Below are 24,005 nucleotides of genomic sequence, written 5' to 3' on the forward strand. Positions count from 1 at the left end.
GACCGGCGCGGCTACTGCCCGTCTTCGTAAAGAAAGACGTGCTCGATCGATTCCCCGAACAGACGCGCGATGCGAAATGCCAACGGCAGACTGGGATCGTACTTGCCGGTTTCCAGCGCATTGATGGTCTGCCGCGATACGCCCAGGCGTTCGCCCAACTCGCCCTGTGACCAGCCGCTGGCCTCGCGCAATTCGCGCACCCGGCTATTCATTCGAACCGTCGGGCATTGATGCTTTTGGTGATGCCGTAGATGGCGCACAACATCGGAAACACCCACAACATTGCCACCGTCGCGGGGATGTCGATCAACTCGGCGGCCTGCAGGAACCCGCCGGTCATGTATGCGCCGCTGACCAGGCCGGCGGCAATGGCGATCGACTCCAGTTCGATGCGCCGCTGCATTTCGTCCGAGTCGCGCACGTAGCGCGCCACCGCGCGGATCACCAGGGCGACCAGCACGGCCGGCAACAAGGCGATCAGCACGCGTGCCCAGCTCGGATCCACATGCGCAAGCAAATATCTCCAGAACAGCATCACCACCACATACAAGCCCATCGGCACGCCGAATTCGCGGTAATAGCGCCGCGCCAATGCCGGCCGTGTGCTGTCGCGCAGGCTGCCGCGCGACAGCAAGAGCAGCAGCGACAGCACCAGGCAGGACACGCCCGCGCCGGCACAGAGCCCGGCAAGATGGGCACTCAGCGGCAGCAGTTGCCAACGACCGAGCGCGCTGACGGCGAGCAGGCCGGCTCCCAGGCAGAGCGCCAGTAGCGCATTGCGTCTGCAGCGGGTCATGCGCGTTGCCTCGCGCGCGCCGATGGACGCACTGGAAGGTCAGTGCCCTCCATCCCGGAATCGCCGCGCAGCGACCGCTGCGCCGACCACGCCGGTATGCACTTCCATTGCCGATGCTGCTGACGCATTCCCTTCGCCTGTCAAGTCAACTTGACAGGCACGATGCGCCTGGCGCGGCCGGCTGTCAAGCACCCTTTACACACTCGACAGCGTGCAATCCCTGCCCATCGCCACGCAACGCTGGCAGCAGGAAGACCAAGCACGCCCGTCCGCAGCACCGGGCCGGAGCTGGGTTACGCTCCGCGATCGAACATTGGCGGGAGCGGTGATGCGTCTGAAGATCTGGTTGGCAATTGCACTGAGCGGCTGCATGGCGAGCTCTGCCATGGCGCAGGAGGCGGCGCCTCGCACGATCGAGCTGGATCTGGCCAGCGCCGCCGGGCCGGTCGACCGGTTCTACGACCTGTCGATCGGCTCGGACTTTCCCGGCACCTTGATCCGCAGCGACAGCCAGGCGCAACTGGTTCCGGCGGTGCAGGAGCTGGGGTTTCGCTATATCCGCTTCCACGACGTGTTACATGACGTGCTCGGCACGGTGAGAGACGTCGACGGCACGCTCGTCTACGACTGGACCAAACTGGATCAGCTCTACGATGCGCTGCTGGCCAAGCGCATCCGTCCGTTCGTGGAATTGGGCTTTACGCCCGCCGCGATGAAGACCTCCGAACAGACGCTCTTCTACTGGAAGGGCAACACCTCGCATCCGGACCCGGCCAAGTGGACGCAGCTGATCGATGCGTACGTGCGCCACATCCGTGCGCGCTACGGTGCCGACGAAGTGCGGCAGTGGTATTTCGAGGTGTGGAACGAGCCCAACCTCAAGGATTTCTGGGAGAACGCTGACCAGCAGGCCTACTTCGACCTGTATGCGAACACCGCGCGCACGATCAAGGCGATCGATCCGCAGCTGCGCGTCGGTGGCCCCTCCACCGCCGGTGCGGACTGGGTGCCGGAACTGCTGGCCTTCGTTGCCAAGCACAAACTGCCGATCGACTTCGTTACCACGCATACCTATGGCGTGGAGGGCGGCTTTCTCGATGAAGACGGCAAGCAGGACGTCAAGCTGTCGGCATCGCCGGATGCCATCGTCGGCGACGTGCGCCGCGTGCGTGTGCAGATCCAGGCCTCGCCATTTCCGGATCTGCCGCTGTACTTCACCGAGTGGAGCAGCAGCTATACGCCGCGCGATTTCGTCCACGACAGCTACATCAACGCGCCCTACATCCTGACCAAGCTCAAGCAGGTGCAAGGCCTGGTGCAGGGCATGAGCTACTGGACCTACACCGATCTGTTCGAAGAACCCGGCCCACCGCCCACGCCCTTCCACGGCGGCTTCGGGCTGATGAATCGCGAGGGCATCCGCAAGCCGGCGTGGTTTGCCTACAAGTACTTGAACGCGCTCAAGGGCCGCGATGTTCCGCTGCGCGATGCGCACGCATTTGCGGCGGTGGATGGCCAGCGCATCGCCGCGCTGGCCTGGGATTGGCAGCAGCCGGTGCAGGCGGTGAGCAATACCCCGTTCTATACCAAACAGGTGCCCAGCACCGACAGCGCAGCGCTGGTCTTCCGCCTGGCACACGTGCCGGCCGGCAACTACCGGCTGCAGGTGCGCAAGACCGGCTACCGGCGCAACGATCCGCTGTCGCTGTACATCGACATGGGCATGCCCAAGGACCTGGCGCCGCGGCAGCTGGCGCAGTTGCAGCAAGCCACGCGCGACACGCCCGAGCAGGACCGGCGCGTACGCGTCGGCGCCGATGGCGTGGTGGAGATCCGCGTGCCGATGCGCAGCAACGATGTGGTGCTGATGACGCTGGAGCCGTCGGCACGCTGAGCGCCCGGCATGCCGTTGCGCCTGCAATCAGGCGAGGCGTTGCGGGTGGATTGCGTGCGCGCAACGATGCGCGCAGTTCGGCGCGATGTCCCGACCGTGCATCGTTTGCGACATCGGATGCGTCACGCGTGCGTTGCGGCACGTCGTGCGCATCGCCGCAGGACACTGCAGGCACGACATCATCAAGGTCCAGCGCGCTGGGCCGTCGCTCAGCCCGCGCAGCGCACAAGGTTGAAATCGAATCGGCGTGATCGCTTGGACCCGATGTGCAGGACTCGAAGCGGCAAACAAAACGTAGCGTGCAGTGACCAGCGGGTGCAGACAGCGCGGAGGAGCCGCAGTGCACGAGTGGCACATGCCGATTCCGGGAGCGGCCGCGCCTATCTGACAGTGAGCGCAGTCGTTTTGATGACCGCTCTTACTTGAGATAGGTCTTGAGAATGGCGGTGATGTCGTCGACCGCCAGTTCGCGCTCGCCCAGCGCCTCCGGTGCCGCGACGTGGTGCTTCAAGTGCTCGCTGAGCAGCTCGACCATCAAGCCCTGCGCAGCGCCACGAAACGCCGCCACCTGCGTCAGCAAGGCGGTGCAGTCCACGTCCTGCGCCAGGGCTTTCTCCAGCCCCTCCACTTGCCCGCGGATCCTGCGCACGCGGGCGAGCAGTTTGGATTTGTCCTGATTCAGATGTGCCATTGCCATATACCCCCTGGGGGTATCTGAGATACCATAGGGGGGTATCGTAGCCAGAGCCTCTTCCGATGTCGATCACGCACGCCGCACCGCATTGCGCGCAGTTGCACACATTCGCCGGTGCCAACCCGCTCGCCGAGCGCAGCACCCGCAAGGCCGTCATCCTGACCGTGATCATGATGCTGGTGGAAATCGTCGGCGGCTGGACGCTCAATTCCATGGCCCTGCTCGCCGATGGCTGGCATATGAGCTCGCACGCGCTGGCGCTGGGGCTGGCACTGTTCGCCTACCGTTTCGCGCGGCGCAATGCCAACGACCTGCGTTTCAGCTTCGGCACCTGGAAGGTCGAAGTGCTGGGCGGCTATACCAGCGCCATCCTGCTGTTGGGCGTGGCCGGCCTGATGGCGTTCCAGTCGCTGGAACGGCTGTTCTCGCCCAAGCCCATCCAGTACCAGGAAGCCACCGTCATTGCCGTCATCGGCCTGCTGGTCAACCTGATCTGCGCCTGGTGGTTACGCGACTCGCATGGCCATGCGCATGGTCATCACCACGATGGGCATGCCGATCTCAATCTGCGTGCCGCATATCTACACGTGGTGGCCGATGCGGCGACCTCGGTCCTGGCGATCGTCGCGCTGCTCGCCGGCATGTACTGGGGCGTGACCTGGCTGGATCCGATCATGGGCATCGTCGGCGCGGTGCTGGTCACCGTGTGGGCGTGGGGGCTGCTGCGCAGTACCGGCCGCGTGCTGCTGGATGCGGAGATGGATGCACCGGTGGTGGAAGAAGTGAAGCAGGTCATTGCCGAGCTGCCGCATGCCATCGACATCGGCGACCTGCATGTCTGGCGCGTCGGCAGCGATCGTTATGCCTGCGTCGTCAGTCTGGTCACGGCGGCCGACATCGATGCGGACCTGGTCCGCACTGCCCTGCAGATCCACGAAGAACTGGTGCACATCACCGTCGAGTTGCAGCGCACGCCAGCGGCGCGGGCTGCGGTCTGACGATTCGGCGGCGCGCTGCATCCGGCGCCCTGTAGTAGTGAGCGCGGAAGCGGTCAGCGAAAATGCCAGCCCGAGCAGCAGTGGCTCCAGTTGCACCACGCGCCGGAGCACAGGATGCGACTGCAGCAGCGCACAGTGGGCGGGAGGATGGCCGGGACAGCATCGCGATGCCGTCGAGGGGCCTTGAACACATCGGGACCCGCGCACCGGGCGCGATCGGCGGGTGCCGAGCAAGCCAGCCCGGCGCCGTGCGACTGGCTCAGATCTTGGCCGGAGCCGGGCTGACGTATTTCTCGCGGCGGATCTGCGCGTTCGGCAGGCCGGCTGCCTTCAGGGCCTCGATGCAGCTGTCCACCATGTCCGGGTTGCCGCACAGGTAGGCGATATCGCCCTGCGCGTCGGGCGCGTATTCGGCCAGCTGCTGCTGCACGTAACCCTGGCGCACATCGGCATGCGGCTGCTCGGGCAGTGCGCGCGAAAAACACGGCACGTAGCGGAACTGCGGATGCGCATCGGCAAACGCGCGGAAGTCGTCGCCATACAACAGCTCGGCCGGCGTGCGTGCGCCCTGCAGCAGCAGCACCTGCACGCCACGGGTGGCGATCGCCTCGGCCAGCAGCGGCAGCATCGACCGGTACGGGGTGACGCCGGTACCGGTGGCGATCAGCACATAGCGCCGGTTGTGGTCTCCCGGCGGCAGGCAGAAGCGCCCGTAGGGCCCGCTGGCCTGCAACTGGTCGCCGATCTGCAGGCCTTCGAACAGCGCGGTGGCCGAGCCGCCGGGCACGAAGCTCACCGCGATATCCACCGCCTCGCCCGGTCCGAGCGCATGGTCGTGGATGGTCGCCAGCGAATAGCTGCGCTTGGTCGGCGTGCCGTCGGCGGCATCGAAATGGATCTGGATGAACTGCCCGGGCTGGAAATCCAGCGGCTGCCCGTCGTCACGCAGGAACTGGCAGTGGGCCACGGTGGGCGCAATCATGCGCCGGTCGACAAGCTTGAGGGGGAATTGAACGGGCACGAACGTATTTGGGACAGTCTGTGATCGGGGCTTGCCCCCGCGGGCTTCTATAATAACGGCCTGCAACTCGCTGCGCCGTCACGCTGACGCGAAGGAATATCTTGAATTCTCCATCTCCGATCACCGCACCCGCGCTGCGTGTGTGCGATCTGCGCAAGACCTACGACAACGGCACCCAGGCGCTCAAGGGCGTCTCGCTGGACGTGGCGCCAGGCGATTTCTTCGCCCTGCTCGGCCCCAACGGCGCCGGCAAATCCACCCTGATCGGCATCATCAGCTCGCTGGTGAACCTGTCCGCCGGCCAGGTGGAAGTGTTCGGCACCGACCTGGTCGGCCAACGCAGCGATGCGATGCGCCTGATCGGGCTGGTCCCGCAGGAGGTCAACTTCAACCTGTTCGAAAAACCTTTCGACATCCTGGTCAACTACGCCGGTTTCTACGGCATGCCGCGCGCCGAGGCCGAGCGCCTGGCCGAAGGGGAGCTGCGCCGCTCGCACCTGTGGGAAAAGGCCCAGGTGATGAGCCGCACGCTGTCCGGCGGCATGAAGCGCCGGCTGATGATCGCCCGCGCCATGATGACCCAGCCGCGGTTGCTGATCCTGGACGAGCCCACCGCCGGCGTGGACATCGAGATCCGCCGCGACATGTGGCGCGTGCTCAAGGAGATCAACGCCGCCGGCACCACCATCATCCTGACTACGCATTACCTGGAAGAAGCCGAGCACCTGTGCCGCAACCTGGCCATCATCAATCACGGCCAGATCGTCACCCAGGGGCCGATGCGCGAACTGCTGGCCAAGCTGGACGTGGAAGGCTTCCTGTTCGATATCGACGGTGTCCTGCCGGCCGAACTGCCGGTGATCGAAGGCACCACGCTCACCGCCATCGATGGCCACACGCTGGACCTGGACATGCCGCGCGCGATGGACCTCAACCGCGTGTTCGCCACGCTCGGCAGCGCCGGCATCCGGGTGCGCTCGATGCGCACCAAGAGCAATCGCCTGGAAGAGCTGTTCGTGCGCCTGACCGGTGACGCCCCGGTACCGGCCACCGCCCCCACGCCCGTCGCCCCCAACGGCACACCGCCCGCGCAGCCGCGCAGCGGAGGCCAGCCATGAACGAGATCCGCACCGTGACCGAACCCACCAACGCGCGCCGCAACTGGACTGCGCTGGGCACCATCGTGCGCCGCGAAGTGCAGCGCATCCTGCGCATCTGGGGCCAGACCCTGGTGCCGCCGGCCATCACCATGACGCTGTACTTCTTGATCTTCGGCGGGCTGATCGGCTCGCGCGTGGGCGACATGGGCGGCTACTCGTACATGCAGTTCATCGTGCCGGGCCTGGTGATGATGAGCGTGATCCAGAACAGCTACGGCAACATCTCCTCCAGCTTCTTCGGCGCCAAGTTCGGCCGGCATGTGGAGGAGCTGCTGGTCAGCCCGATGCCCAACTGGGTGATCCTGTGGGGCTACGTCTCCGGCGCGGTGCTGCGCGGGGTGATGGTCGGCGCGTTGGTGCTGATCATCGCGATGTTCTTCACCCCGGTGCGCATCCCGCATCCGCTGGTCACGCTGACCACGGTGCTGCTGGGCGCGACCATCTTCTCGCTGGCGGGCTTCGTCAATGCGGTGTACGCCAAGAAGTTCGACGACGTGGCGATCGTGCCGACCTTCATCCTGACCCCGCTGACCTATCTGGGCGGCGTGTTCTATTCGGTAAAGCTGCTGCCGCCGTGGGCCGAAGCGGCCACCCACGCCAACCCGATCTTCTACATGGTCAACGCGTTCCGCTACGGCCTGCTCGGCAGCTCGGACGTGCCGATCTGGGTCGCCTACGCGCTGATGCTGGGCTTTGTCGCGGTGCTCAGCGCGCTGGCGCTGTGGCTGCTGCGCCGTGGCGTGGGTCTGCGGAGCTGATGACGATGGCGATGCGTATCCTCATCCTCGGTGCCGGCGGCACCGGCGGTTATTTCGGCGGACGCCTGGCGCAGGCCGGGGTCGATGTGACCTTTCTGGTGCGCGCTGCGCGGGCGGCGCAGTTGCAGGCCGATGGCCTGCGCATCCGCAGTCCGTTGGGCGATGCGGATCTGCCGGTGGCGCATGTCACCGCGCAGGACCTGCCGGCCCTGGTGGCGCAGCGGCCGTTCGATCTGGTGATCCTCAGCTGCAAGGCCTACGACCTGGATAGCGCGATCGAGGCGATTGCGCCGGCGGTGGGCGAGCACACGACGGTGCTGCCGATCCTCAACGGCCTGCGCCATTACGCGACGCTGGACGAGCGTTTCGGTGCGGCGCGGGTGCTGGGTGGGTTGTGCTTCATCAGCGCGACCAAGGGCGAGCACGGCGAAATCCTGCACCTGGGCAAGCCGGCGGCGATGACCTTCGGCGAGCGCGATGGCCGCGCCGCGTCGGCACGGGTGCAGGCGCTTGCGGCGGCCTGCGCGCAGGCCGGCATCGATCATGTGGCCAGCGAGCAGATCGCGCAGGAGCAGTGGGTCAAGTACAGCTTCCTCACCGCGCTGGCGGCGGCCACCTGCCTGATGCGTGCGCCGGTCGGGGCGATCGTCGCCACCGACGACGGCCGCGCGTTGATCAACGGCCTGTACAACGAATGCCTGTGGGCCGCCGATGCGGCCGGGCAGCCGATCCCGGAAGCTGCGCGCGCCAAGGCGCTGCAGACCTTGTTGCAGGTGGATTCGCCGCTGAAGGCCTCGATGCTGCGCGATCTGGAAGCCGGCCAGGACGTGGAAGCGGCGCAGATCGTCGGCGACATGTTGAAGCGGGTGCGCGAGACAGGGCGCAACGCGCCGCTGCTGATGGCGGCCAATGTGCATCTGCAGGCGTATCAGGTGTTGCGGCATAGCTGAGGGTGTTGGGGTGCGGGGTACGGCAGGAGTGCGTGTCGACCGTACCCCCATCCGCCCTTCGGGCACCTTTCCCGGCGGGGGAAGGGCTGCGACCTGGAGCAGACGGCTTCTCGTGTAGCGCCGTCCGCCTCTCTGGCACCTCCACGCTTGTTGCAGCTGATTGGCGCCCTTTCGGCACTGATCGTTGAAGCGGTCTTCGCAAAGAAGCCGGTTCCTGATGCCTGCTTCGATCGGGCGCGTGCGTTGCAGTGTCAACGCACGACCACTGCAAGCCGACATCTGCCGCAACGCGCCACCGCCGACATGGGCATTGCCATTGCCTTCGCGCTGCAACGACGCGGTGCACACGATGCTCTGCGTCCCCCTTGTCCGTGTCGCCGCCGATGAAAGCGCTCAGCCACCTGTTCCGTGCCGGTCATTTCGTGATCCTGGCGTTTTTCGTGCTGTGCGCGGCGGGTCTGGTGGCGATGGCCGGGCTGGAGCTGTGGCATGGCTTTACCCCGGGCGGCGACATGGTGGTGCGCGACCGCTTCAACGTGGTGCTGGAGGCGATCGGCCTGCTCACCGTGGCGCTGGTGACGCTGGAGCTGGGCCAGACCATCTTCGAGGAAGAGATCCTGCGCGACGTCAAGGTCAGCGGCCCCACGCGCGTACGCCGCTACCTGTCGCGGTTCTTCGTGGTGATCGTGATTGCGCTGGCGATCGAAACGCTGGTGTCGATCTTCGAGCTGATGCACGACGACCCGGCCAAGCTGCCGTATGCGGCGGCGGTGGGCCTGTGCGCGGCGCTGTTGCTGATCGCCTGGGGCGTATTCGTCAAACTCAATCGCAGCGCCGAAGAGCTGGAGCCCGAGGCGATGGCGGAAACCAAGCGCGAGGACCGCGAGGTCGAGGAATAAGCGCCCTCAGCTGCTGACCGCGGGCAGCGGCGGCACCGTGGTCGGCTTGCCGTCGTCGCCGAGCGCGATCATCACGAAGTGGCCGCGGGTGCACAGCTCGCGTGTGCCGCTGAGCAGGTCTTCGGCGATCAGTTCCACTTCCACCTTGATCGAGCTGCGCCCCACCGAGACCACCCGCGCGATGGTTTCCACCATCTGGCCCTGGCGGATCGGCAGCTTGAAATCCACCTGGTCCGAGCGCGCGGTCACCACCGCACGGCGCGCATAGCGCGAGGCGGCCAGGAAGGCGGCCTTGTCCATCCACGCCAGCGCCTGCCCACCGAACAGTGTGCCCATGTGGTTGGTGTGGTTGGGGAACACGATCTCGGCCATGCGGGCCTCGGTCGGTGCAACGGTGGTGGAGCTGCTCATGAAGGCGGTACCGGAAGAAGGAAGGAAAGCCAGCCAGATCAGCTGCGCAGCGTCGGCAGGAAGCTCAGGTCCATGTGGTAGCGCGCCGGGCGTCGTGGATCGACCAGGACCCGCAGCGGTTGCCCGTCGACCAGAAACGGCTGCGGATCGATCCACAGGTTGTCGCTGCGATACTCAGTCAGGGTGTTGTGTGTGCGGTCTTGGCGATGGGCAAGGATACGGAACGGGTGCACGCCGTTGACCTGCAAGGACGCATTGCGTTCGACGCACACGAAGCGGGCTTCCACCACCGTGCCATACCGGCGCAACCACGCAGCACGCCGCGCATGCCAGACGCGATAACCGAGGATGCCGCCCCCCACGCCGCCGAACGCCACGCCCAGCAGCAACAAGATCCAGCGCGCCTGATCGGGCAACAGCGCCGCACCGGTCAACAACCCCAGCCCCGCCAGCAGGAAGCTCCAGGCGACGATGGTGACGGTGGCGTTCATCGCCGGAAGCCTGCGCGGTTGCGATGGACTTCCGGCGCGCTCACAGCCCGCTACGGACCGCCGCTTCGACCTGCGCCGGCGACTGGAAACCGGGGAGACGTGTCACTTCCGCACCGTCCTTGAACAAGGCCAACGTCGGCGTCTGCCGCAGGCCCAGACTGCGAAAGAACTCCTCGCCAACCACTTCCAGCTTCACCTTGAGCAGTGCGACGCCCGCGGCGTCCTCGCTCGCGGCGAACTTGGTCAGCGACATGTCGAGCATCTTGCAGCCCGGGCAATTGTCCTTGTAGTAGTCGACCAGCAAGCGCGGATGCGCGGCCAGGGCGGCGGTGTAGTGCTCAGGCGACGTGACGGTAATGGTCTGCATCATGGGGATCGTTCTTGCATTGGGCCAGGACCTCGTCGGTCCAGGCGGCGATGGCCTGCGCGTCGCGCTGGCCGTGGGGCATCTGTTCGATGGTCAAACGTGGAAACGGGCTGGCGAAGAACTGGGCGATGCGATGCACCGCGCCGCAAAAATAGTCCTCGCCCCATTGCGTTTCGCCGGTGCCGAACACCGCCACCCGCGGCGGCTTGCCCAGCGTCTCGACCAACTCGACGATGAAGCGTTTCATCTCTGCCGGCGTACGGCCGCCGTTGTCGGTCCAGCTACCGAGCAGAAACAGTTCGTACTGCCCCGGCGCATGCGGCACCTGCGCCAGCGTCTGCACATCGGTTTCCACCCAGGTCACCGCATGCCCGGCCGCTTCGCAGCGCAGTGCAACACTGCGCGCGACATCGCGCGTGTTGCCGCTCAACGAGGCCAGTGCGAGCAGGATGTTCATGGGGCGGGGATTCGGGAGTCGTGATTAGGGGTTCGTCTAAAGCAGGGATTGGAGAGTCGAACTGGAGATTCGTCAAAGCACATCAAGTTGCTGTTGCAAATCCCACCTACCCACTCTCCAATCCCGGATCTTGATGATTCGTAAAGCGCATCCATGCGGCTGCGACGAATCCCAAATCCCGAATACCTAATCCCGGCTCCTCAGAGATCGTCGAAGCCGTTATCCGAGTTGGTCTTCTTGTACGAGGCATTGCGCATTTCGAAGAAGTCGGTCTTGGTTTCGGTGAAGTTGTCGGCGTAGGCCTTGATCCACGGCATCACGTTGTCGTTGGCGCCTTCGTACAGCTTCTCGATGCCGAGCATGCCGGCCATCTTGTTGGCGCGGTACTTCACGTAGCGGATCATCTCGTCGACGTCGATGCCGTCGATGCCGTCCAGCACTTCGGCGGTCCACTGGGTTTCCAGGTCGATCGCGTGCTCGAAGGCCTTGTGCACGTAATCGGTGAGCTGGTCGCCCTGCAGCGCCTGGTTCTCGCCGATGATGGCGCGAATCAGCTCGCTGATGAACTTGGAGTGGGCCAGCTCGTCGCGGTTGATGAAGCTGATGATCTTGCCGGTGCCGGTCATGCGGTTCTGGCGGACCAGATTGTAGAAATACGCAAAGCCGGAATAGAAGTTGATGCCTTCCAGGATCGAGGACTGGATCAACGCGCGGATCAGCGTTTCGGCCGTCTTGTCGCGCATGAAGTCTTCGTAGGCGCCCATGATCGGCGCATTGCGCTTGATGATGGTCGGATGCGTGCGCGCGATCTCGAACACGCGGTTCTGATCGGCCAGGCCGGTGATCGAGGCCAGCACGTAGCTGTAGCTCTCGTTATGGATCACTTCCTGCTGGCCGATGATCGCGGCATTGGCATGCGCGGCCGGGTCGGTGATGTATTCGGCGACGTTGTAGATGAAGCGCGTCTGCGGCGAATCCAGCGTGGCCAGCAGGCCGATGATCGAGTCGTAGGCGTTCTTTTCGCGCGCCGACAGCTCGTTGTACTGGCGCGCGTCGCCCTTCATGTCCACTTCGTCGGGGATCCAGAAGTTGGTCGACAGCTCCTTGTAAGCCCGATAGAAGGACGGGTACGGGATGTCGTTCCAGTTGAGGATGCCGGACGTCTGGCCATTGATGATGGCGGTGGAGCGGTTCGGGTGACGCGGCTCCAGGATCTTGATGCGCTCAAGCGATGTTGCGGACATGGGTTTCTACTCGTGTTTCAGGCGTCGCGCGTACGGCGGCGCAACAAATCAATCTGGAGGAAAGCCCCCTGAGTCAGGAGGCGCGCCGAGGGCGCGGGGGTGTGGGAGCTGGTGAAGCAGGGTCCACGGTTCGCAACGCGAACCGTGGAAGCGAAGCGCGAATGCGCTTAGCTACTGCATGCGCTTTAGCTCGAACACCACTCGCATTCGCTGATGTCGATGTCGTTGGAGCGCACGTAGTACGTGGTCTTCAGGCCTTCGCGCCAGGCGGTCATGTGCAGGTCCAGCAAGGTGCTCGCACGGATGGTGCTGGGCACGTAGAAGTTGAAGCTGATCGACTGGTCGACGTGCCGCTGGCGACGCGCGTTCTGGCGCACGCTGGCGAACTGGTCGACCTTGTAGGCGCCCTTTTCGTAGTACGGCCAGGTTTCCAGCGACAGGCCCGGAGCGGCGACCGGACGACGGAAGTCCTTCTTCTCTTCGTAGTAGAACGCGCTGTAGATCGGGTCGATCGAGGCGGTGGAACCGGCGATCTGCGCGGTGCTCATGTTCGGCGCAACCGCCAGCATCCAGGCATTGCGCACGCCGTTGACGGCCACCTGCGCGGACAGCTCCAGCCACTGCGGGCTGTTGTAGTCGCGCGCACGAAAGTACTCGCCGGTGTGCCAGTCGCTGCCACGGAACACGCTGTAGGTGCCCTTTTCCTTGGCCAGCTCCATGCTCGCCTGGACGGTCAGATAGTTGATGCGCTCGTACAGCTCGTCGCTGTAGTCCTCGGCTTCCTTGGCATTCCAGTGGATGGACTTCTGCGCCAGCAGATGGTGCCAGCCGAAGGTGCCCAGGCCGATGGCGCGGTACTTCTGGTTGGTGATGGTGGCCTGCGGCACCGGCAACTGATTCAGATCGATCACGTTGTCGAGCATGCGCACCTGGATCGGGATCAAGCGCTCCAGCACGTCGGCGCCCAGCAGATCGGCCTGGTCTGCCTGCACGGTGATCGCACGGCCCAGGTTGATCGAGGACAGGTTGCACACGACGAAGTCGCCGGCCTTCTTGGTGGTGACGATCTGATTGCCGCTGATGATCTCCTGCATCATCCGCGTCGGGCTCATGTTCTGCAGGATTTCGGTGCACAGGTTGGACGAATAGACCATGCCCTCGTGCTTGTTCGGGTTCTTGCGATTGACTTCATCGCGATAGAACATGAACGGGTTGCCGGTTTCCAGCTGGCTGACCATGATCCGCTTGAAGATCTCGATCGCCTTGACCGTCTTGCGGGTGATGCGCTCGTCGGCAACCACTTCCTCGTACTTGCGACGGAAGCTGCTGTTGGCGTCGCCCTTTTTCTCGTCGTAGAAGTCCTGCAGGTACCAGCCCTTGATCCGCTTCACTTCGTGCGGATCGAACAGATACCAGTCGCCGCGACGCTCGACCGCTTCCATGAACAGGTCGGGGATGCACACCGAGGTGAACACGTCGTGCGCACGCAGACGCTGGTCGCCGTTATTCAGGCGCAGATCCAGGAACGCCTCGATGTCGCGGTGGAAGATGTCCAGGTAGACCGCGATGGCGCCCTTGCGCTGGCCCAGCTGATCCACCGACACCGCAGTGTTGTTGAGCTGCTTGATCCACGGCACCACGCCGCCGGAGGAATTGGACACGCCGCGGATCGCCGAACCAGACGAACGCACATAGCCCAGGTACGCGCCCACGCCGCCGCCGTGCTTGGACACGCGCGCCACGTCGGTATTGGAGTCGTAGATGCCCTGCAGGCTGTCGTCGACGGTGTCGATGAAGCAGCTCGACAGCTGGCCGCCGACCTTGCCGGCATTGGCCAGGGTCGGGGTGGCCACGGTCATGTACAGGTTGGACAGCGCCCAGTAGGCCTCGCCGACCAACTGCATGCGGCGCTCGCGGCTGCCCTTGCCGTTGCCGATCTCGTCCTGCATCAGGTACAGCGCGATGGTCAGCCAACGCTCCTGCGGCAGCTCGAACACGCCGCGCGAGTTGTCGGTGGCCAGGTAACGCGTGGCCAGCAGGTACAGGCCGTTGTAGGCGAACAGCTTGTCGCGCTCAGGCTCGATCATCTTGCCGGCTTCGATCAGCTCGTCCTTGGAATAGCGGCGCAGGATGTCGTTGGAATAGACATTGCGGTCGGCCAGGCTCTCCTGCAGGCCGACGAACGAGCCGTACTTCTGGCTGGCGTCGTAGAAACGGTTGCGGCTGGCGCGCTTGTACAGGCGGCGCAGGTACAGGCGCGCGGCAAAGTGCTCCCACTCCGGGGTGGTCAGATCGACGCGGGCCTCGGCCTCGCGGATCAGGTGGTCGACCAGGTCGTCAGCGTTGACGCTGTCCTTGCGGTCGACGAAGCCAAACACCGAGCGCTTGTAGTCGGCCACGTCCAGCTGCGGGAATTCGGCATGGATCTGGTCGATGGCGCGCTCCAGGCGCTCCGGCTCGAACGGAATCCGGCGGTTGCCGGCTTCCTTGGTGATCCAGGTGGCGACGGCTTGTTCTTCGATGGTCTGTGCGTGCATTGCAATGGCTTGGCGGGGAGGCGGCACGATGTCCGACGGGTCGGTCAATTCCGGCGCGCCGCAACCGGGCGCGCTGACACTGGCAGGAACGCTGGTGGGTGTTGCGGTACCGGTGGCGATCGCGGCAAGGGTGTCGTTGGTGGTCATGCGTCCTCCATGCGTAGGCACACGAACCCGGCTGGGGACGGGTTGCGGCCGGATCCGGACTCCCTGGACAGCGATGGCGGTGCGCGACGACCAGCACGCAAGACCCACGGTCTGCGGCGGCATCGCCTTCACCAGCCATCTCCTTCCCGGAGATTCCACGGCCGCCACCGCGCGGTGTGCTGTCGCGCAGTGGTCGGTGGCGAAACAACCGCGGCGCAACGAGACCACGCCGCCCGCTCCAGGCGACGCCCGGATGGCTGTGATCGTTCGTTGCTGCCGCCGCGGAGAGGCGTTTGATTGGCAATCTGCTGCAAATCATGCTCTCACTGGTCCGGACGCCTTGGGGCGACCAACCACCGACTCCCCCAAGATAGTGGGGTCCCCCGGAGGGGTCAACACCAAATGTAGGAAAATCCCGAAAACCCTTACAGCACAAAGCACTGTCTGACGAACGGTCGGCGCGAGGCTGCGAACCCGTCCAATTGGACTGCGCAGTCAAGGCCCAAACCGGTAATTCTGTCGATCAGTTGGGTCCGGTTGGGTTGGCTGCGACACCCATCGAGACTGAAGCCGGTCACGGTTGGCCGTGACTGCCTCAGGCGGCACCGCACGCCTGGGGGACCTGCCCTGACACCGGCACTGGGAGGAACTCGCCGCTGCCGACTTTGGGTCGAGGGTGCGGCGCCCTCACCGCTCGCGGGACACGCCGTGAACCCGTCCCTGGGAGCTCGGTGGCGGCATCCATGACTCCACACGGTCCCGCAATCGGCGAGGACACCGCACAAGACAGTTGCCGGCTGCTTTGTTGAAAACCATGCGCGCCGGCCAACTCAACTGGTCCTTGTCCGCCCACCGTCGCGGGACCTTACGCGGCATGGATGCCGCGTAAGAGTTACAGGGACGTACTTGCGGCGTGTCCCGCGAGGGTGGGCGGGCAAGGGCCCTGCAGCAAATTCACAGTGTCGAGAGCCTGGCGAGGACAACGCACCGGTTGCCGGCTGCTTTGTTGAAAACCATGCGCGCGCCGGCCAACTCAACTGGTCCTTGCCCGCTCACCGTCGCGGGACCTTACGCGGCATGGATGCCGCGTAAGAGCCTACATGGACGTACTTGCGGCGTGTCCTGCGAGGGTGGGCGGGCAAGGGCCCTGCAGCCAAGCCACAGATGGCCACAAAGGCGCTGAGTGGATGGCGTGACGCCTTGCGCGGCCTCAGATCTCGGTCGGGCCGATGTGGTGGCGCTTGCGGTAGCGGATCGACGACCACACCGAGGCGGCGATGAAGGCCACGCCGATCAGGCCGGTCAGCACTTCCGGCACGTGGTACACGGTGCCGACCAGCATGATGATCGCCAGCACGCCGATGGCGTAATGGGCGCCGTGCTCCAGGAACACGAATTCGTCCAGCGTGCCCTTGTGCACCAGATAGACCGTCATCGAACGCACGAACATCGCACCGATCGCCAGGCCCAGCATGATGATGACCACATCGCGGGTGATCGCAAACGCGCCGATCACCCCGTCGAACGAGAACGAGGCGTCCAGCACTTCCAGGTACAAGAAGGCGGCAATGCCCGAGCGCTTGGCCGGGCCCATGCCGTCTTCGCTCTCTTCGGACTCGAACAAGGCATCCACGCTGCCGACCAGCAGGTACAGCAGGATGCCGCCCAGGCCGGCGAACAGCACGCTCTGGAAGATGGCCTCGGGCAGGAACAGCTTGGTGCACAGCAGCACCGTCACCGCCACGATCACCGACATCGCATCGGCCTTGCCCAGCTTGCCGACCAGCCGTTCCACCGGGCCGAGCCAGTGCAGCTTGCGCTCCTGGTCGAACAGGAAGTTCAGGAATACCAGCAGCAGGAACATGCCACCGAAGGCGGCAATGGACGGGTAGTTGTCGGTCAGCACCTGGCTGTAGCGGTCCGGCTCCTTCAGCGCCATCTGCATCACTGGTACCAGGCCCATGCCGGTGGCCACCGACACGATCACGATCGGAAACACCAGGCGCATGCCGAACACCGCGATCAGGATGCCGACGGTGAGGAACAGCTTCTGCCAGAACGCGTTCATGTGCTTGAGCACGCCAGCGTTGACCACCGCGTTGTCGAACGACAACGACACCTCCAGCACGCTCAGCACCAGGCACAGCCACAGCGCCTGCCACAGTCCCATTGCGGTGGTGTGGCCCCACCAGGCGGCAACGCCCAGGCAGACGGCGGCGACTAACAACGACATTCTGAACTCGCGAAACATTGACACTCCCAGGCGGGCCGAGACGACAGCCGAAGCAACCGGCCAGGGTGAGGCCCGGCAGATCCGGCATGCGGTGGAGGATGGGGGACCGCGGCGTGACGTGAGGTCAGGCCGGGCGTGGCTCGCCCATTATAGGGAGTGTCACCGCCATCAGGGTCGCATCGTCCGGATCCGGGCGGACCCCGAAGCCCAGGCTCTGGCACATTGCCAGCATGGTGCGGTTCTCGCGCAGCACCTGGCCTTCGATCTGCTTCAGGCCCAGCCAGCGCGCGTACTCGATCATGATGCGCATCAGCTGCCAGCCGATGCCGTGGCCCTTGAGGTCGGAGCGGATCAGGATGCCGTATTCGCCGCGCTCGTAGTCGGCGTCGGCATGCAACCGCACCGCGCCGAGCATGTCGCCGGTCTTGGGGTCGATGGCCACCAGCGCGATCGAGCGCGCGTAATCGAGCTGGGTCAGCCGCGCGATGAATTCGTGGCTGAAATGCTTGACCGACTGGAAGAAGCGCAGCCGCAGGTCTTCGTCGGTGACCCGTGCGAAGAACGCGCGGAACAGCGCGTCGTCCTCCGGGCGCACCGGGCGCACCAGCGCATGCGTGCCATCGCCCAGCCCGATCTGGCGCTCCCATTCCTTCGGATACGGGAAGATCGCAAAACGCGGATGGCCGCGGCCCTTGTGCAGCTTGCGCGCCGGCGCCACCGCCACGCGCGCGTCCAGCGCGATCACGCCATCGCGGTCGGCCAGCAGCGGGTTGATGTCCAGCTCGGTGATCTCGGGGATGTCGGCGGCCAGCTGCGCCAGCTTGACCAGCACCAGCGCCACCGCGCGCTCGTCGGCGGCCGGCACGTCGCGGTAGGCCTTGAGGATACGCGACACCCGGGTGCGCCCGATCAGCTCGTGGGCCAGGCGCAAATCCAGCGGCGGCAACGCCAGCTCGCGGTCGTTGATCACTTCCACCGCGGTGCCGCCGCGCCCGAACACGATCGCCGGGCCGAACACCGGGTCGTCGGCGATCCCGGCGATCAGTTCGCGCGCCTTGGGCCGCAGCACGGTGGGCTGCACGATCACTCCTTCGATCAGCGCATTGGGGTGCGCGGCGCGCGCACGCGCCAGGATGCCGGTCGCCGCTTCGCGCACCGCCGCCACGCTGGAAAGGTTCAGGCGCACGCCATCCACATCGGACTTGTGCGCGATGTCGCTGGACAGCACCTTCAAGGTCACCGTGCGGCCGACGGCCAGTAACGGGTCGGCTAGCAATGCGGCCTCGTTGGCGGTGGCGGCCACCTGCAGCGGCACGATCGGGATGCCGTAGGCGGCCAGCAGGCGGTTGGTGGCCACCGGGTCCAGCCAGCGCCGACCGGCGGCCAGGGCGTCGTCGACCACCGCCCGGGCAATGCCGGCATCCACCACGAAATCTTCCGGCAGGCTGGGCGGGGTCTCCATCAACGCCGCCTGCGCCTCGCGGTAGCGCACCAGGTGGGTGAAGCCGCGCACCGCGTCCGACTCGGTGGCATAGGTGGGCACGCGCGCGGCATTGAGCGCGGCGATTGCCGCATCGTCCTGGCCCAGCCACACCGCGAACACCGGCTTTTCGCGCTGGTAGCGGTTGCGTTGGTCCAGCGCGCGGGTCAGCGCCTTGGCCGCATCGGCCGAGGAGGTGAACGCGGTGGGCACGTTGACCACCAGCAGCGCGTCGTTCTCCGGGTCGTCCAGCAGGGCTTCGATCGCCGCCGCATAACGCGGCCCGTCGGCATCGACGATGATGTCGACCGGATTGCTGCGCGACCAGCCCTGCGGCAGCGACTGATCCAGCCGCTCCAGCGTCTTGGCCGACAGCTCGGCCAGGGTGCCGCCGCGCAGCACCAGCTGGTCCACCGCCAGTTGCCCCACCCCGCCGCCGTTGCTGAGGATGGCCAGCCGCCGGCCAGGAAAACTGCCGAGCCGGCCCAGGGTTTCGGCGGCGGCGAACAATTCGTCCAGCGCGCCCACCCGCAGCAGGCCGGCACGTGCGAATGCCGCGCCGTACACCGCGTCCGAGCCGGCCAGCGCCTGCGCGTGGGTATCGGCATTGGGATTGATACGGAACTGGCGCCCGGACTTGACCACCACCACCGGCTTGGCGCGCGCGGCGGCGCGTGCGGCCGACATGAACTTGCGCGCATCGCCGATGCGTTCGACGTACAGCAGGATCGCGCGGGTGCGGTAGTCGGTGGCGAAGTAGTCGAGCAGATCGCCGAAATCCACATCCAGCGTATCGCCCAGCGACACCACCGCCGAGAACCCCACCGAGCGCGCCACGCCCCATTCCACCAAGGCTGCGGCAATCGCGCTGGATTCGGAGATCAGCGCCAGGTCGCCGGCCTGCGGGCAATGCGCGGCGATGCTGGCATTGAGCCGCGCATGCGGGGCGATCACGCCCAGGCAGTGCGGGCCGAGGATGCGCATGCCCTTGGCGCGCGCGGCCGCCTCCATGCGCGCGGCCGGCGAGCCGGGGCCGTTGCCCAGCCCGGCGGTGAGGATGATCGCCGCGGCCACCCCGCGCCGCGCCGCGATCGACACGATGCGCGGCACGATGCGCGCTGGCGCGGTGATCACCACCAGGTCCGGCACCCACGGCAGATCGGTCAGCCGCGCCACCGTGCGCACGCCATCGATCTCGCTGTAACGCGGGCTCACCCAGCCGATCTGCCCGGGAAACCCGGCCGCGCGCAGATTGCGCACCACCGCCCGCCCGGCCGAGCGATCGCGCGGACTGCCGCCGACCACCGCCACGGTGGTGGGACGAAAGACCTGCTGCAGGTGGTAGGTACTCATCGTGCGGAAGAGAACAATGCCATCGCGCTACGGTACACGCACTGATGGATCCAGGCATCGGCGCGCTGTGCACCATGAGTGTGTCACGCCGGGGTCACCACCCAACCGGGGGGTGCAGAGGCATCGCTAGAGTCGGCGATGCGCCAGGCCGATGCACCTGATGCGCCAAGGACGCAGGCATTCACCCTTCCGGTCAGTCGAGACACGTCCGGCATGGATAGAGGCCTGGCGACTGCTCGCCAGGCCTCCAAGGCAACCGATTACAACAGCGTGCCACTCAAGATCGCCGCGGCAATGCTGAAATAGATCACCAGCCCGGTGACATCCACCAGCGTGGCCACGAACGGCGCCGAGGCGCTGGCCGGGTCGAAGCCGAGCCGTTGCAGCACGAACGGCAGCATCGAGCCGGACAGCGAGCCGAAGGTGACGATGCCGATCAGCGCCGCGCCGATGGTCAGCGCCACCATCTGCCAGTGCGGGCCGTAGTCGTACAGGCCGGCGGTCTGCCAGATGGTGATGCGCACGATCGCCAGGAGGCCCAGGATGGTGCCCAGGGTGAGCCCGGTCGGCAGCTCGCGCAGCGCCACCTTCCACCAGTCGCCCAGGCGCAGCTCGCGCAGTGCCAGCGAGCGGATCAGCAGCGAGGTGGCCTGCGAGCCGGAGTTGCCGCCCGAGCTCATGATCAGCGGAATGAACAGGGTCAGCACCACCGCCTTGGACAGCTCGTCCTCGAAGTGCTGCATCGCGCTGGCGGTGAGCATTTCGCCCAGGAACAGCACGCTCAGCCAACCGGCGCGCTTCTTGATCATCTGGCCGAAGCCGATCTGCATGTAGGGCTTGTCCAGCGCTTCCATGCCGCCGAACTTGTGCACGTCCTCGGTGGATTCGGCGATCAATGCGTCCAGCACATCGTCCACGGTGACGATGCCGAGCACATGGCCGTGCGCATCCACCACTGGGATCGCCAGCAGGTCGTGGCGGCGGATCAGGCGGGCGACTTCTTCCTGGTCCAGTGCCGGGTCCACCGTGACCGGCGGGTTGACCTGCGCCACGTCCAGGATCGGCGCCTCCGGCGCGCCGGTGATCAGCCGGCGCATGGTGACCACCTGGGTCAGCACGCGGCTGTGCGGGTCGAGCAGATAGATCGCATAGACCGTCTCGCGGCTGCGCTCCACCTCGCGGATGTGCTGCAGCGTGCGGCCCACCGTCCAGTCGGCCGGCACCGCCACGAACTCGGTGGTCATCAACGCGCCGGCGGTATTGGGCGGGTAGCGCATCAACGCCTGGATCGACAGCCGCGCCTCGGCACTGAGCAGCCACAGCAGCGGCTGGCGCTGCTCGGCATCCAGGCCATGGAAGATGTCGGTGGCGCGGTCGTCGGCCATCTGCCCGAGCAGGGAGGCGGCCTGCTCGGCCGGCAGCAGCGCGACCAGCGCGCTGGCGGCGTGCAGCTCGGGCTGTTCGAGCAATTTCACCGCACGCGGCTGCGGCAGCGCGGCCAGCACCTGTGCGGCCTCGTCGCGGTCGAGGGTGTTGAGGTATTCCACCGCATCGGCCGTGTTGAAGTCGGCGATGGGTGCGATCAAGGCATCGACGCCTTGGGCAAGGCGCAGGGTTTCGTTGTACATGGTGGTTCGCCTGGTGACGACCGTCGTCGATGACAGCCGGCGAACCTGAGCCTCAGGCGCGCGCCAGCTGGGTCATCGACCCGGGTCTAGGGTGACTGTCGCTGGACATGAGTAAGGGCTCCGAAAAGTGCGTACCGGCCGGTGATCCGGGCGGCAGCGCGGCGCAGTCTGCGCGCCTGCGCCCGCTTGGTCAATGCCCTGCGCAGGCCATGCTCAGCGGGCGTCCAGGCGGACGCCATAACGCCGGGCCTGTCATGTCGAAGCGACTGCACTGCACCCGACGACCGGCCGTGCGCGACCGACCAGGACCGTGGGTCATCGCCTGCAACGGCGGCTGCGTGCACGCATGCAATGCGGAACGACGTGGCGACATGCGGCTCAGTCATGCGGACGACGTGGCGCATTGCTGCCCGCGATGTGGTGCTGCCGGCTTGCATCACCGGACCAGCGCACACCGCCAATCCACACAGTTGCACGCAGCGCACGCCGATCCAGGCCAGCAGCCGACCGCGGGCGGCATAATGCGAACCTCAACGGAGAACGTGCATGCATAGCGGTGGTCTGGAACTGGCTCTGGTGCTGATGCTGGCCGCCATCGTGGCGGTGCCGGTGTTCAAGCGCTTCGGCCTGGGCGCGGTGTTGGCCTATCTGGTCGCCGGTGTGGTGCTCGGGCCCGATGGCGTGGGCGTGGTGCAGGATGCCGAGCGCATCAGCGGCGCGGCCGAGATCGGCGTGGTGATGCTGCTGTTCGTGATCGGCCTGGAACTGTCGCCGGCCCGCCTGAAGGTGATGCGTCATTCGGTGTTCGGTGCCGGCGCCACCCAGGTGGTGGTGACCACGCTGATCCTCGGGGGCCTGCTGATGCTCGGCAACCTGGGCTGGAAGAGCGCGTTGATCGTCGGCGTGGCGCTGGCGTTGTCGTCCACCGCAGTGGGCCTGCAGCTACTGGCCGAGCGCAAAGCGCTCAATAGCGACTACGGGCGCCTGGCGTTCGCCATCCTGCTGTTCCAGGATCTGATCGCCATTCCGTTGCTGGCGGCCATTCCGCTGCTCGGTGGCAGCAAGAACGCCACGCTGGCATGGCCGGACGTGGCCAAGGCGGTCGCGGCACTGGCGCTGGTGATCCTGTGCGGGCGCTTCGTGCTGCGCCATCTGTTCAACGTGGTGGCGCGCACGCGCATGCCGGAAGTGTTCACCGCCAGCGCCCTGCTGGTGGTGCTGGGCACCGCCTGGATCATGCAGGAAGCCGGGTTGAGCGCCAGTCTGGGCGCCTTCATCGCCGGCGTGCTGCTGGCCGATTCGGAATTCCGCCATGAGCTCGAATCGCAGATCGAGCCGTTCGAAGGATTGCTGCTGGGGCTGTTCTTCATCTCGGTCGGCATGGGCATCGATCTGAACCGGGTGGTCGCCGAGCCAGGCCTGATCGCCGGCGGCGTGGCGATCCTGCTGGTGGTCAAGTTCTCGCTGCTGGTCGGCATCGGCAGCGTGGCGAAGTTGCCGCTGCGCAGCAGCCTGATGCTGGGCAGCGTGTTGTGGCTGGGCGGCGAATTCGCCTTCGTGGTGTTCAACGAGGCCGATCGGGTCGGCTTGCTGGAGCGCGCCAACCACGACCGGCTGGTGGCCGTCGTCGGCGTGTCGATGGCGCTGACCCCGCTGTTGCTGCTGGGCATGCAGCGCATCCTCAACGGGCCGCTGCGGCTGCATGCGCCCAAGTCCGACCGCCCGTTCGACACCATCGATGCGCAGACGCCCAAGGTGCTGGTCGCCGGCATGGGCCGCTTCGGTCAGGTGGTCGCGCGCCTGCTCACCGCGCGGCATGTGCCGTTCGTGGCGCTGGAACACAACCCGGACACCGTGGAAGATCTGCGCCGCTTCGGCAGCCAGCTGTACTACGGCGACCCCACGCGACCGGAACTGCTGCGCGCCGCCGGCGCCGACCGCATCAAGGTGTTCGTGATCGCGGTGGACGACCCGGACACCAACATCAAGACGGTGCGGCTGATCCGCCGCCTGTACCCGCAGGCCACCGTGCTGGCACGTGCACGCAATCGCCAGCACGCCTGGAAACTGATGGACCTGGGCGCCGAACCGTTCCGCGAGGTGTTCGCCTCCAGCCTGGAACTGAGCGAACGCGTGCTGACCTCGCTCGGTTTGGGCGAGGCGGTCGCCAAGGATCACGTCAAACGCTTCCGCCAGCACGACGAAGAGTTGCTGCATCGCCAGCACCTGGTCTACGACGACGAAGCCAAGGTGATCCAGACCTCGCGCGACGCACGCGCCGACCTGATGAATCTGTTCGAAGCCGACATCAAGGCCGATGTGGACGGCGAGCCCGCGCCTACCACACAGGATCGCTGAGCCCTTGGTAGGAGCGTGCCTGCGCGCGACCCGGGCGTTACCGATAAAGCCTCGTCGCGCGCAGGCACGCTCCTACGTGGATGTGGTGCATCGTTTGTCAGCGGTAGTGACGCAGTCGATGCCTTGGAA

At 65.9% G+C, this 24,005-nt stretch carries 20 protein-coding genes and 1 other RNA gene; 7 read left to right on the top strand and 14 right to left on the bottom strand.

The annotated features are described in order from the left end of the window. Positions 1-11 precede the first annotated feature (11 nt). Both ACCQ04_RS19135 and ACCQ04_RS19140 read right to left on the bottom strand, forming a co-directional pair. Entirely contained in the window at positions 12-212 is a 201-nt protein-coding gene (locus ACCQ04_RS19135) for a helix-turn-helix transcriptional regulator (protein WP_016903655.1), read from the bottom strand. Beyond that, on the bottom strand, positions 209-796 hold the full coding sequence (locus ACCQ04_RS19140; RefSeq protein WP_167710015.1) for a hypothetical protein: 588 nt from the start codon (positions 794-796) through the stop codon (positions 209-211). The genes ACCQ04_RS19135 and ACCQ04_RS19140 overlap by 4 nt, the downstream gene beginning before the upstream one ends. A 328-nt stretch (positions 797-1,124) precedes the next feature. On the opposite strand from ACCQ04_RS19140, the gene ACCQ04_RS19145 reads away from it, so the two are divergent. Beyond that, positions 1,125-2,690: a GH39 family glycosyl hydrolase gene (locus tag ACCQ04_RS19145; protein ID WP_372358595.1), complete on the top strand. Its 1,566-nt coding sequence runs from the start codon at positions 1,125-1,127 to the stop codon at positions 2,688-2,690. A 282-nt stretch (positions 2,691-2,972) separates the two neighbouring features. Here the strand turns inward: ACCQ04_RS19145 and ACCQ04_RS19150 are convergent. Then, a non-coding RNA gene (locus ACCQ04_RS19150) (sX9 sRNA) lies at positions 2,973-3,047 on the bottom strand. Positions 3,048-3,108: 61 nt separating this feature from the next. After that, positions 3,109-3,381 (bottom strand): metal/formaldehyde-sensitive transcriptional repressor, encoded by a 273-nt coding sequence (locus ACCQ04_RS19155; protein ID WP_039514053.1) that lies wholly within the window; start codon positions 3,379-3,381, stop codon positions 3,109-3,111. 65 nt (positions 3,382-3,446) lie between these two features. Here ACCQ04_RS19155 and dmeF point away from each other — a divergent pair, with 65 nt between their 5' ends. Further along, positions 3,447-4,382 carry a CDF family Co(II)/Ni(II) efflux transporter DmeF gene (gene dmeF / locus ACCQ04_RS19160; protein ID WP_226427920.1) on the top strand — a complete coding sequence of 312 codons (936 nt, stop codon included), beginning with the start codon at positions 3,447-3,449 and terminating at the stop codon, positions 4,380-4,382. A gap of 259 nt (positions 4,383-4,641) precedes the next feature. Here the strand turns inward: dmeF and ACCQ04_RS19165 are convergent, their stop codons facing one another. Next, complete coding sequence (locus ACCQ04_RS19165) at positions 4,642-5,469, bottom strand: ferredoxin--NADP reductase (RefSeq protein WP_226427919.1); 828 nt, start codon at positions 5,467-5,469, stop codon at positions 4,642-4,644. Between the two features lie 35 nt (positions 5,470-5,504). Here ACCQ04_RS19165 and ACCQ04_RS19170 point away from each other — a divergent pair, with 35 nt between their 5' ends. From ACCQ04_RS19170 to ACCQ04_RS19185, 4 genes are all read left to right on the top strand, one after another. Continuing rightward, the gene (locus ACCQ04_RS19170; RefSeq protein WP_226427918.1) at positions 5,505-6,521 is read left to right on the top strand and encodes an ABC transporter ATP-binding protein; all 1,017 of its coding nucleotides are present in this window, start codon (positions 5,505-5,507) and stop codon (positions 6,519-6,521) included. Then, on the top strand, positions 6,518-7,321 hold the full coding sequence (locus ACCQ04_RS19175) for an ABC transporter permease (protein WP_046345017.1): 804 nt from the start codon (positions 6,518-6,520) through the stop codon (positions 7,319-7,321). Before ACCQ04_RS19170 ends, ACCQ04_RS19175 begins: the two co-directional genes overlap by 4 nt. A gap of 5 nt (positions 7,322-7,326) precedes the next feature. Then, a complete protein-coding gene (panE, locus tag ACCQ04_RS19180) occupies positions 7,327-8,271 on the top strand; it encodes a 2-dehydropantoate 2-reductase (protein ID WP_196768866.1) in 945 nt (314 codons plus the stop codon). Between the two features lie 383 nt (positions 8,272-8,654). Further along, a complete protein-coding gene (locus ACCQ04_RS19185; protein WP_024940686.1) occupies positions 8,655-9,170 on the top strand; it encodes a hypothetical protein in 516 nt (171 codons plus the stop codon). A 6-nt stretch (positions 9,171-9,176) separates the two neighbouring features. Here the strand turns inward: ACCQ04_RS19185 and ACCQ04_RS19190 are convergent, their stop codons facing one another. The 9 genes from ACCQ04_RS19190 to mgtE form a co-directional block, all read right to left on the bottom strand. Beyond that, entirely contained in the window at positions 9,177-9,581 is a 405-nt protein-coding gene (locus tag ACCQ04_RS19190; RefSeq protein WP_102582118.1) for an acyl-CoA thioesterase, read from the bottom strand. A 38-nt stretch (positions 9,582-9,619) separates the two neighbouring features. Next, positions 9,620-10,072: a hypothetical protein gene (locus ACCQ04_RS19195; RefSeq protein ID WP_126966423.1), complete on the bottom strand. Its 453-nt coding sequence runs from the start codon at positions 10,070-10,072 to the stop codon at positions 9,620-9,622. A gap of 40 nt (positions 10,073-10,112) precedes the next feature. After that, positions 10,113-10,439, bottom strand: a complete 327-nt coding sequence (locus tag ACCQ04_RS19200) for a thioredoxin family protein (protein WP_024940689.1) — start codon at positions 10,437-10,439, stop codon at positions 10,113-10,115. Beyond that, positions 10,411-10,896: a flavodoxin gene (locus ACCQ04_RS19205; RefSeq protein WP_039521114.1), complete on the bottom strand. Its 486-nt coding sequence runs from the start codon at positions 10,894-10,896 to the stop codon at positions 10,411-10,413. Before ACCQ04_RS19205 ends, ACCQ04_RS19200 begins: the two co-directional genes overlap by 29 nt. Positions 10,897-11,096: 200 nt before the next feature. After that, positions 11,097-12,140: a ribonucleotide-diphosphate reductase subunit beta gene (locus tag ACCQ04_RS19210; protein WP_046345022.1), complete on the bottom strand. Its 1,044-nt coding sequence runs from the start codon at positions 12,138-12,140 to the stop codon at positions 11,097-11,099. 185 nt (positions 12,141-12,325) lie between these two features. Further along, positions 12,326-14,824, bottom strand: a complete 2,499-nt coding sequence (locus ACCQ04_RS19215) for a ribonucleoside-diphosphate reductase subunit alpha (protein WP_046345023.1) — start codon at positions 14,822-14,824, stop codon at positions 12,326-12,328. Between the two features lie 1,210 nt (positions 14,825-16,034). Further along, complete coding sequence (locus tag ACCQ04_RS19220; RefSeq protein ID WP_102252509.1) at positions 16,035-17,075, bottom strand: DUF475 domain-containing protein; 1,041 nt, start codon at positions 17,073-17,075, stop codon at positions 16,035-16,037. A 106-nt stretch (positions 17,076-17,181) separates the two neighbouring features. Next, a complete protein-coding gene (locus ACCQ04_RS19225; protein WP_046345026.1) occupies positions 17,182-19,890 on the bottom strand; it encodes a bifunctional acetate--CoA ligase family protein/GNAT family N-acetyltransferase in 2,709 nt (902 codons plus the stop codon). A 260-nt stretch (positions 19,891-20,150) separates the two neighbouring features. Then, a complete protein-coding gene (gene mgtE, locus ACCQ04_RS19230) occupies positions 20,151-21,518 on the bottom strand; it encodes a magnesium transporter (RefSeq protein ID WP_054591202.1) in 1,368 nt (455 codons plus the stop codon). Between the two features lie 546 nt (positions 21,519-22,064). Between mgtE and ACCQ04_RS19235 the strand changes: the two genes are divergently transcribed. Then, positions 22,065-23,876: a monovalent cation:proton antiporter-2 (CPA2) family protein gene (locus tag ACCQ04_RS19235; RefSeq protein WP_054591201.1), complete on the top strand. Its 1,812-nt coding sequence runs from the start codon at positions 22,065-22,067 to the stop codon at positions 23,874-23,876. The last annotated feature ends 129 nt before the right edge of the window (positions 23,877-24,005 follow it).

Origin of the sequence: Xanthomonas sp. NCPPB 2866, assembly GCF_041475745.2 — a bacterium.
In the GTDB taxonomy this organism is placed as follows: Bacteria; Pseudomonadota; Gammaproteobacteria; order Xanthomonadales; family Xanthomonadaceae; genus Xanthomonas; species Xanthomonas arboricola.

What these genes read in the sequence shown, in the direction of transcription:
- ACCQ04_RS19135 (WP_016903655.1), bottom strand. Translation starts at nt 212, where the DNA reads ATGAATAGCCGGGTGCGCGAATTGCGCGAGGCCAGCGGCTGGTCACAG.
- ACCQ04_RS19140 (WP_167710015.1), bottom strand. Translation starts at nt 796, where the DNA reads ATGACCCGCTGCAGACGCAATGCGCTACTGGCGCTCTGCCTGGGAGCC.
- ACCQ04_RS19145 (WP_372358595.1), top strand. Translation starts at nt 1,125, where the DNA reads ATGCGTCTGAAGATCTGGTTGGCAATTGCACTGAGCGGCTGCATGGCG.
- ACCQ04_RS19155 (WP_039514053.1), bottom strand. Translation starts at nt 3,381, where the DNA reads ATGGCACATCTGAATCAGGACAAATCCAAACTGCTCGCCCGCGTGCGC.
- dmeF (WP_226427920.1), top strand. Translation starts at nt 3,447, where the DNA reads ATGTCGATCACGCACGCCGCACCGCATTGCGCGCAGTTGCACACATTC.
- ACCQ04_RS19175 (WP_046345017.1), top strand. Translation starts at nt 6,518, where the DNA reads ATGAACGAGATCCGCACCGTGACCGAACCCACCAACGCGCGCCGCAAC.
- panE (WP_196768866.1), top strand. Translation starts at nt 7,327, where the DNA reads ATGGCGATGCGTATCCTCATCCTCGGTGCCGGCGGCACCGGCGGTTAT.
- ACCQ04_RS19185 (WP_024940686.1), top strand. Translation starts at nt 8,655, where the DNA reads ATGAAAGCGCTCAGCCACCTGTTCCGTGCCGGTCATTTCGTGATCCTG.
- ACCQ04_RS19190 (WP_102582118.1), bottom strand. Translation starts at nt 9,581, where the DNA reads ATGAGCAGCTCCACCACCGTTGCACCGACCGAGGCCCGCATGGCCGAG.
- ACCQ04_RS19195 (WP_126966423.1), bottom strand. Translation starts at nt 10,072, where the DNA reads ATGAACGCCACCGTCACCATCGTCGCCTGGAGCTTCCTGCTGGCGGGG.
- ACCQ04_RS19200 (WP_024940689.1), bottom strand. Translation starts at nt 10,439, where the DNA reads ATGCAGACCATTACCGTCACGTCGCCTGAGCACTACACCGCCGCCCTG.
- ACCQ04_RS19205 (WP_039521114.1), bottom strand. Translation starts at nt 10,896, where the DNA reads ATGAACATCCTGCTCGCACTGGCCTCGTTGAGCGGCAACACGCGCGAT.
- ACCQ04_RS19210 (WP_046345022.1), bottom strand. Translation starts at nt 12,140, where the DNA reads ATGTCCGCAACATCGCTTGAGCGCATCAAGATCCTGGAGCCGCGTCAC.
- ACCQ04_RS19215 (WP_046345023.1), bottom strand. Translation starts at nt 14,824, where the DNA reads ATGACCACCAACGACACCCTTGCCGCGATCGCCACCGGTACCGCAACA.
- ACCQ04_RS19220 (WP_102252509.1), bottom strand. Translation starts at nt 17,075, where the DNA reads ATGTTTCGCGAGTTCAGAATGTCGTTGTTAGTCGCCGCCGTCTGCCTG.
- ACCQ04_RS19225 (WP_046345026.1), bottom strand. Translation starts at nt 19,890, where the DNA reads ATGAGTACCTACCACCTGCAGCAGGTCTTTCGTCCCACCACCGTGGCG.
- mgtE (WP_054591202.1), bottom strand. Translation starts at nt 21,518, where the DNA reads ATGTACAACGAAACCCTGCGCCTTGCCCAAGGCGTCGATGCCTTGATC.
- ACCQ04_RS19235 (WP_054591201.1), top strand. Translation starts at nt 22,065, where the DNA reads ATGCATAGCGGTGGTCTGGAACTGGCTCTGGTGCTGATGCTGGCCGCC.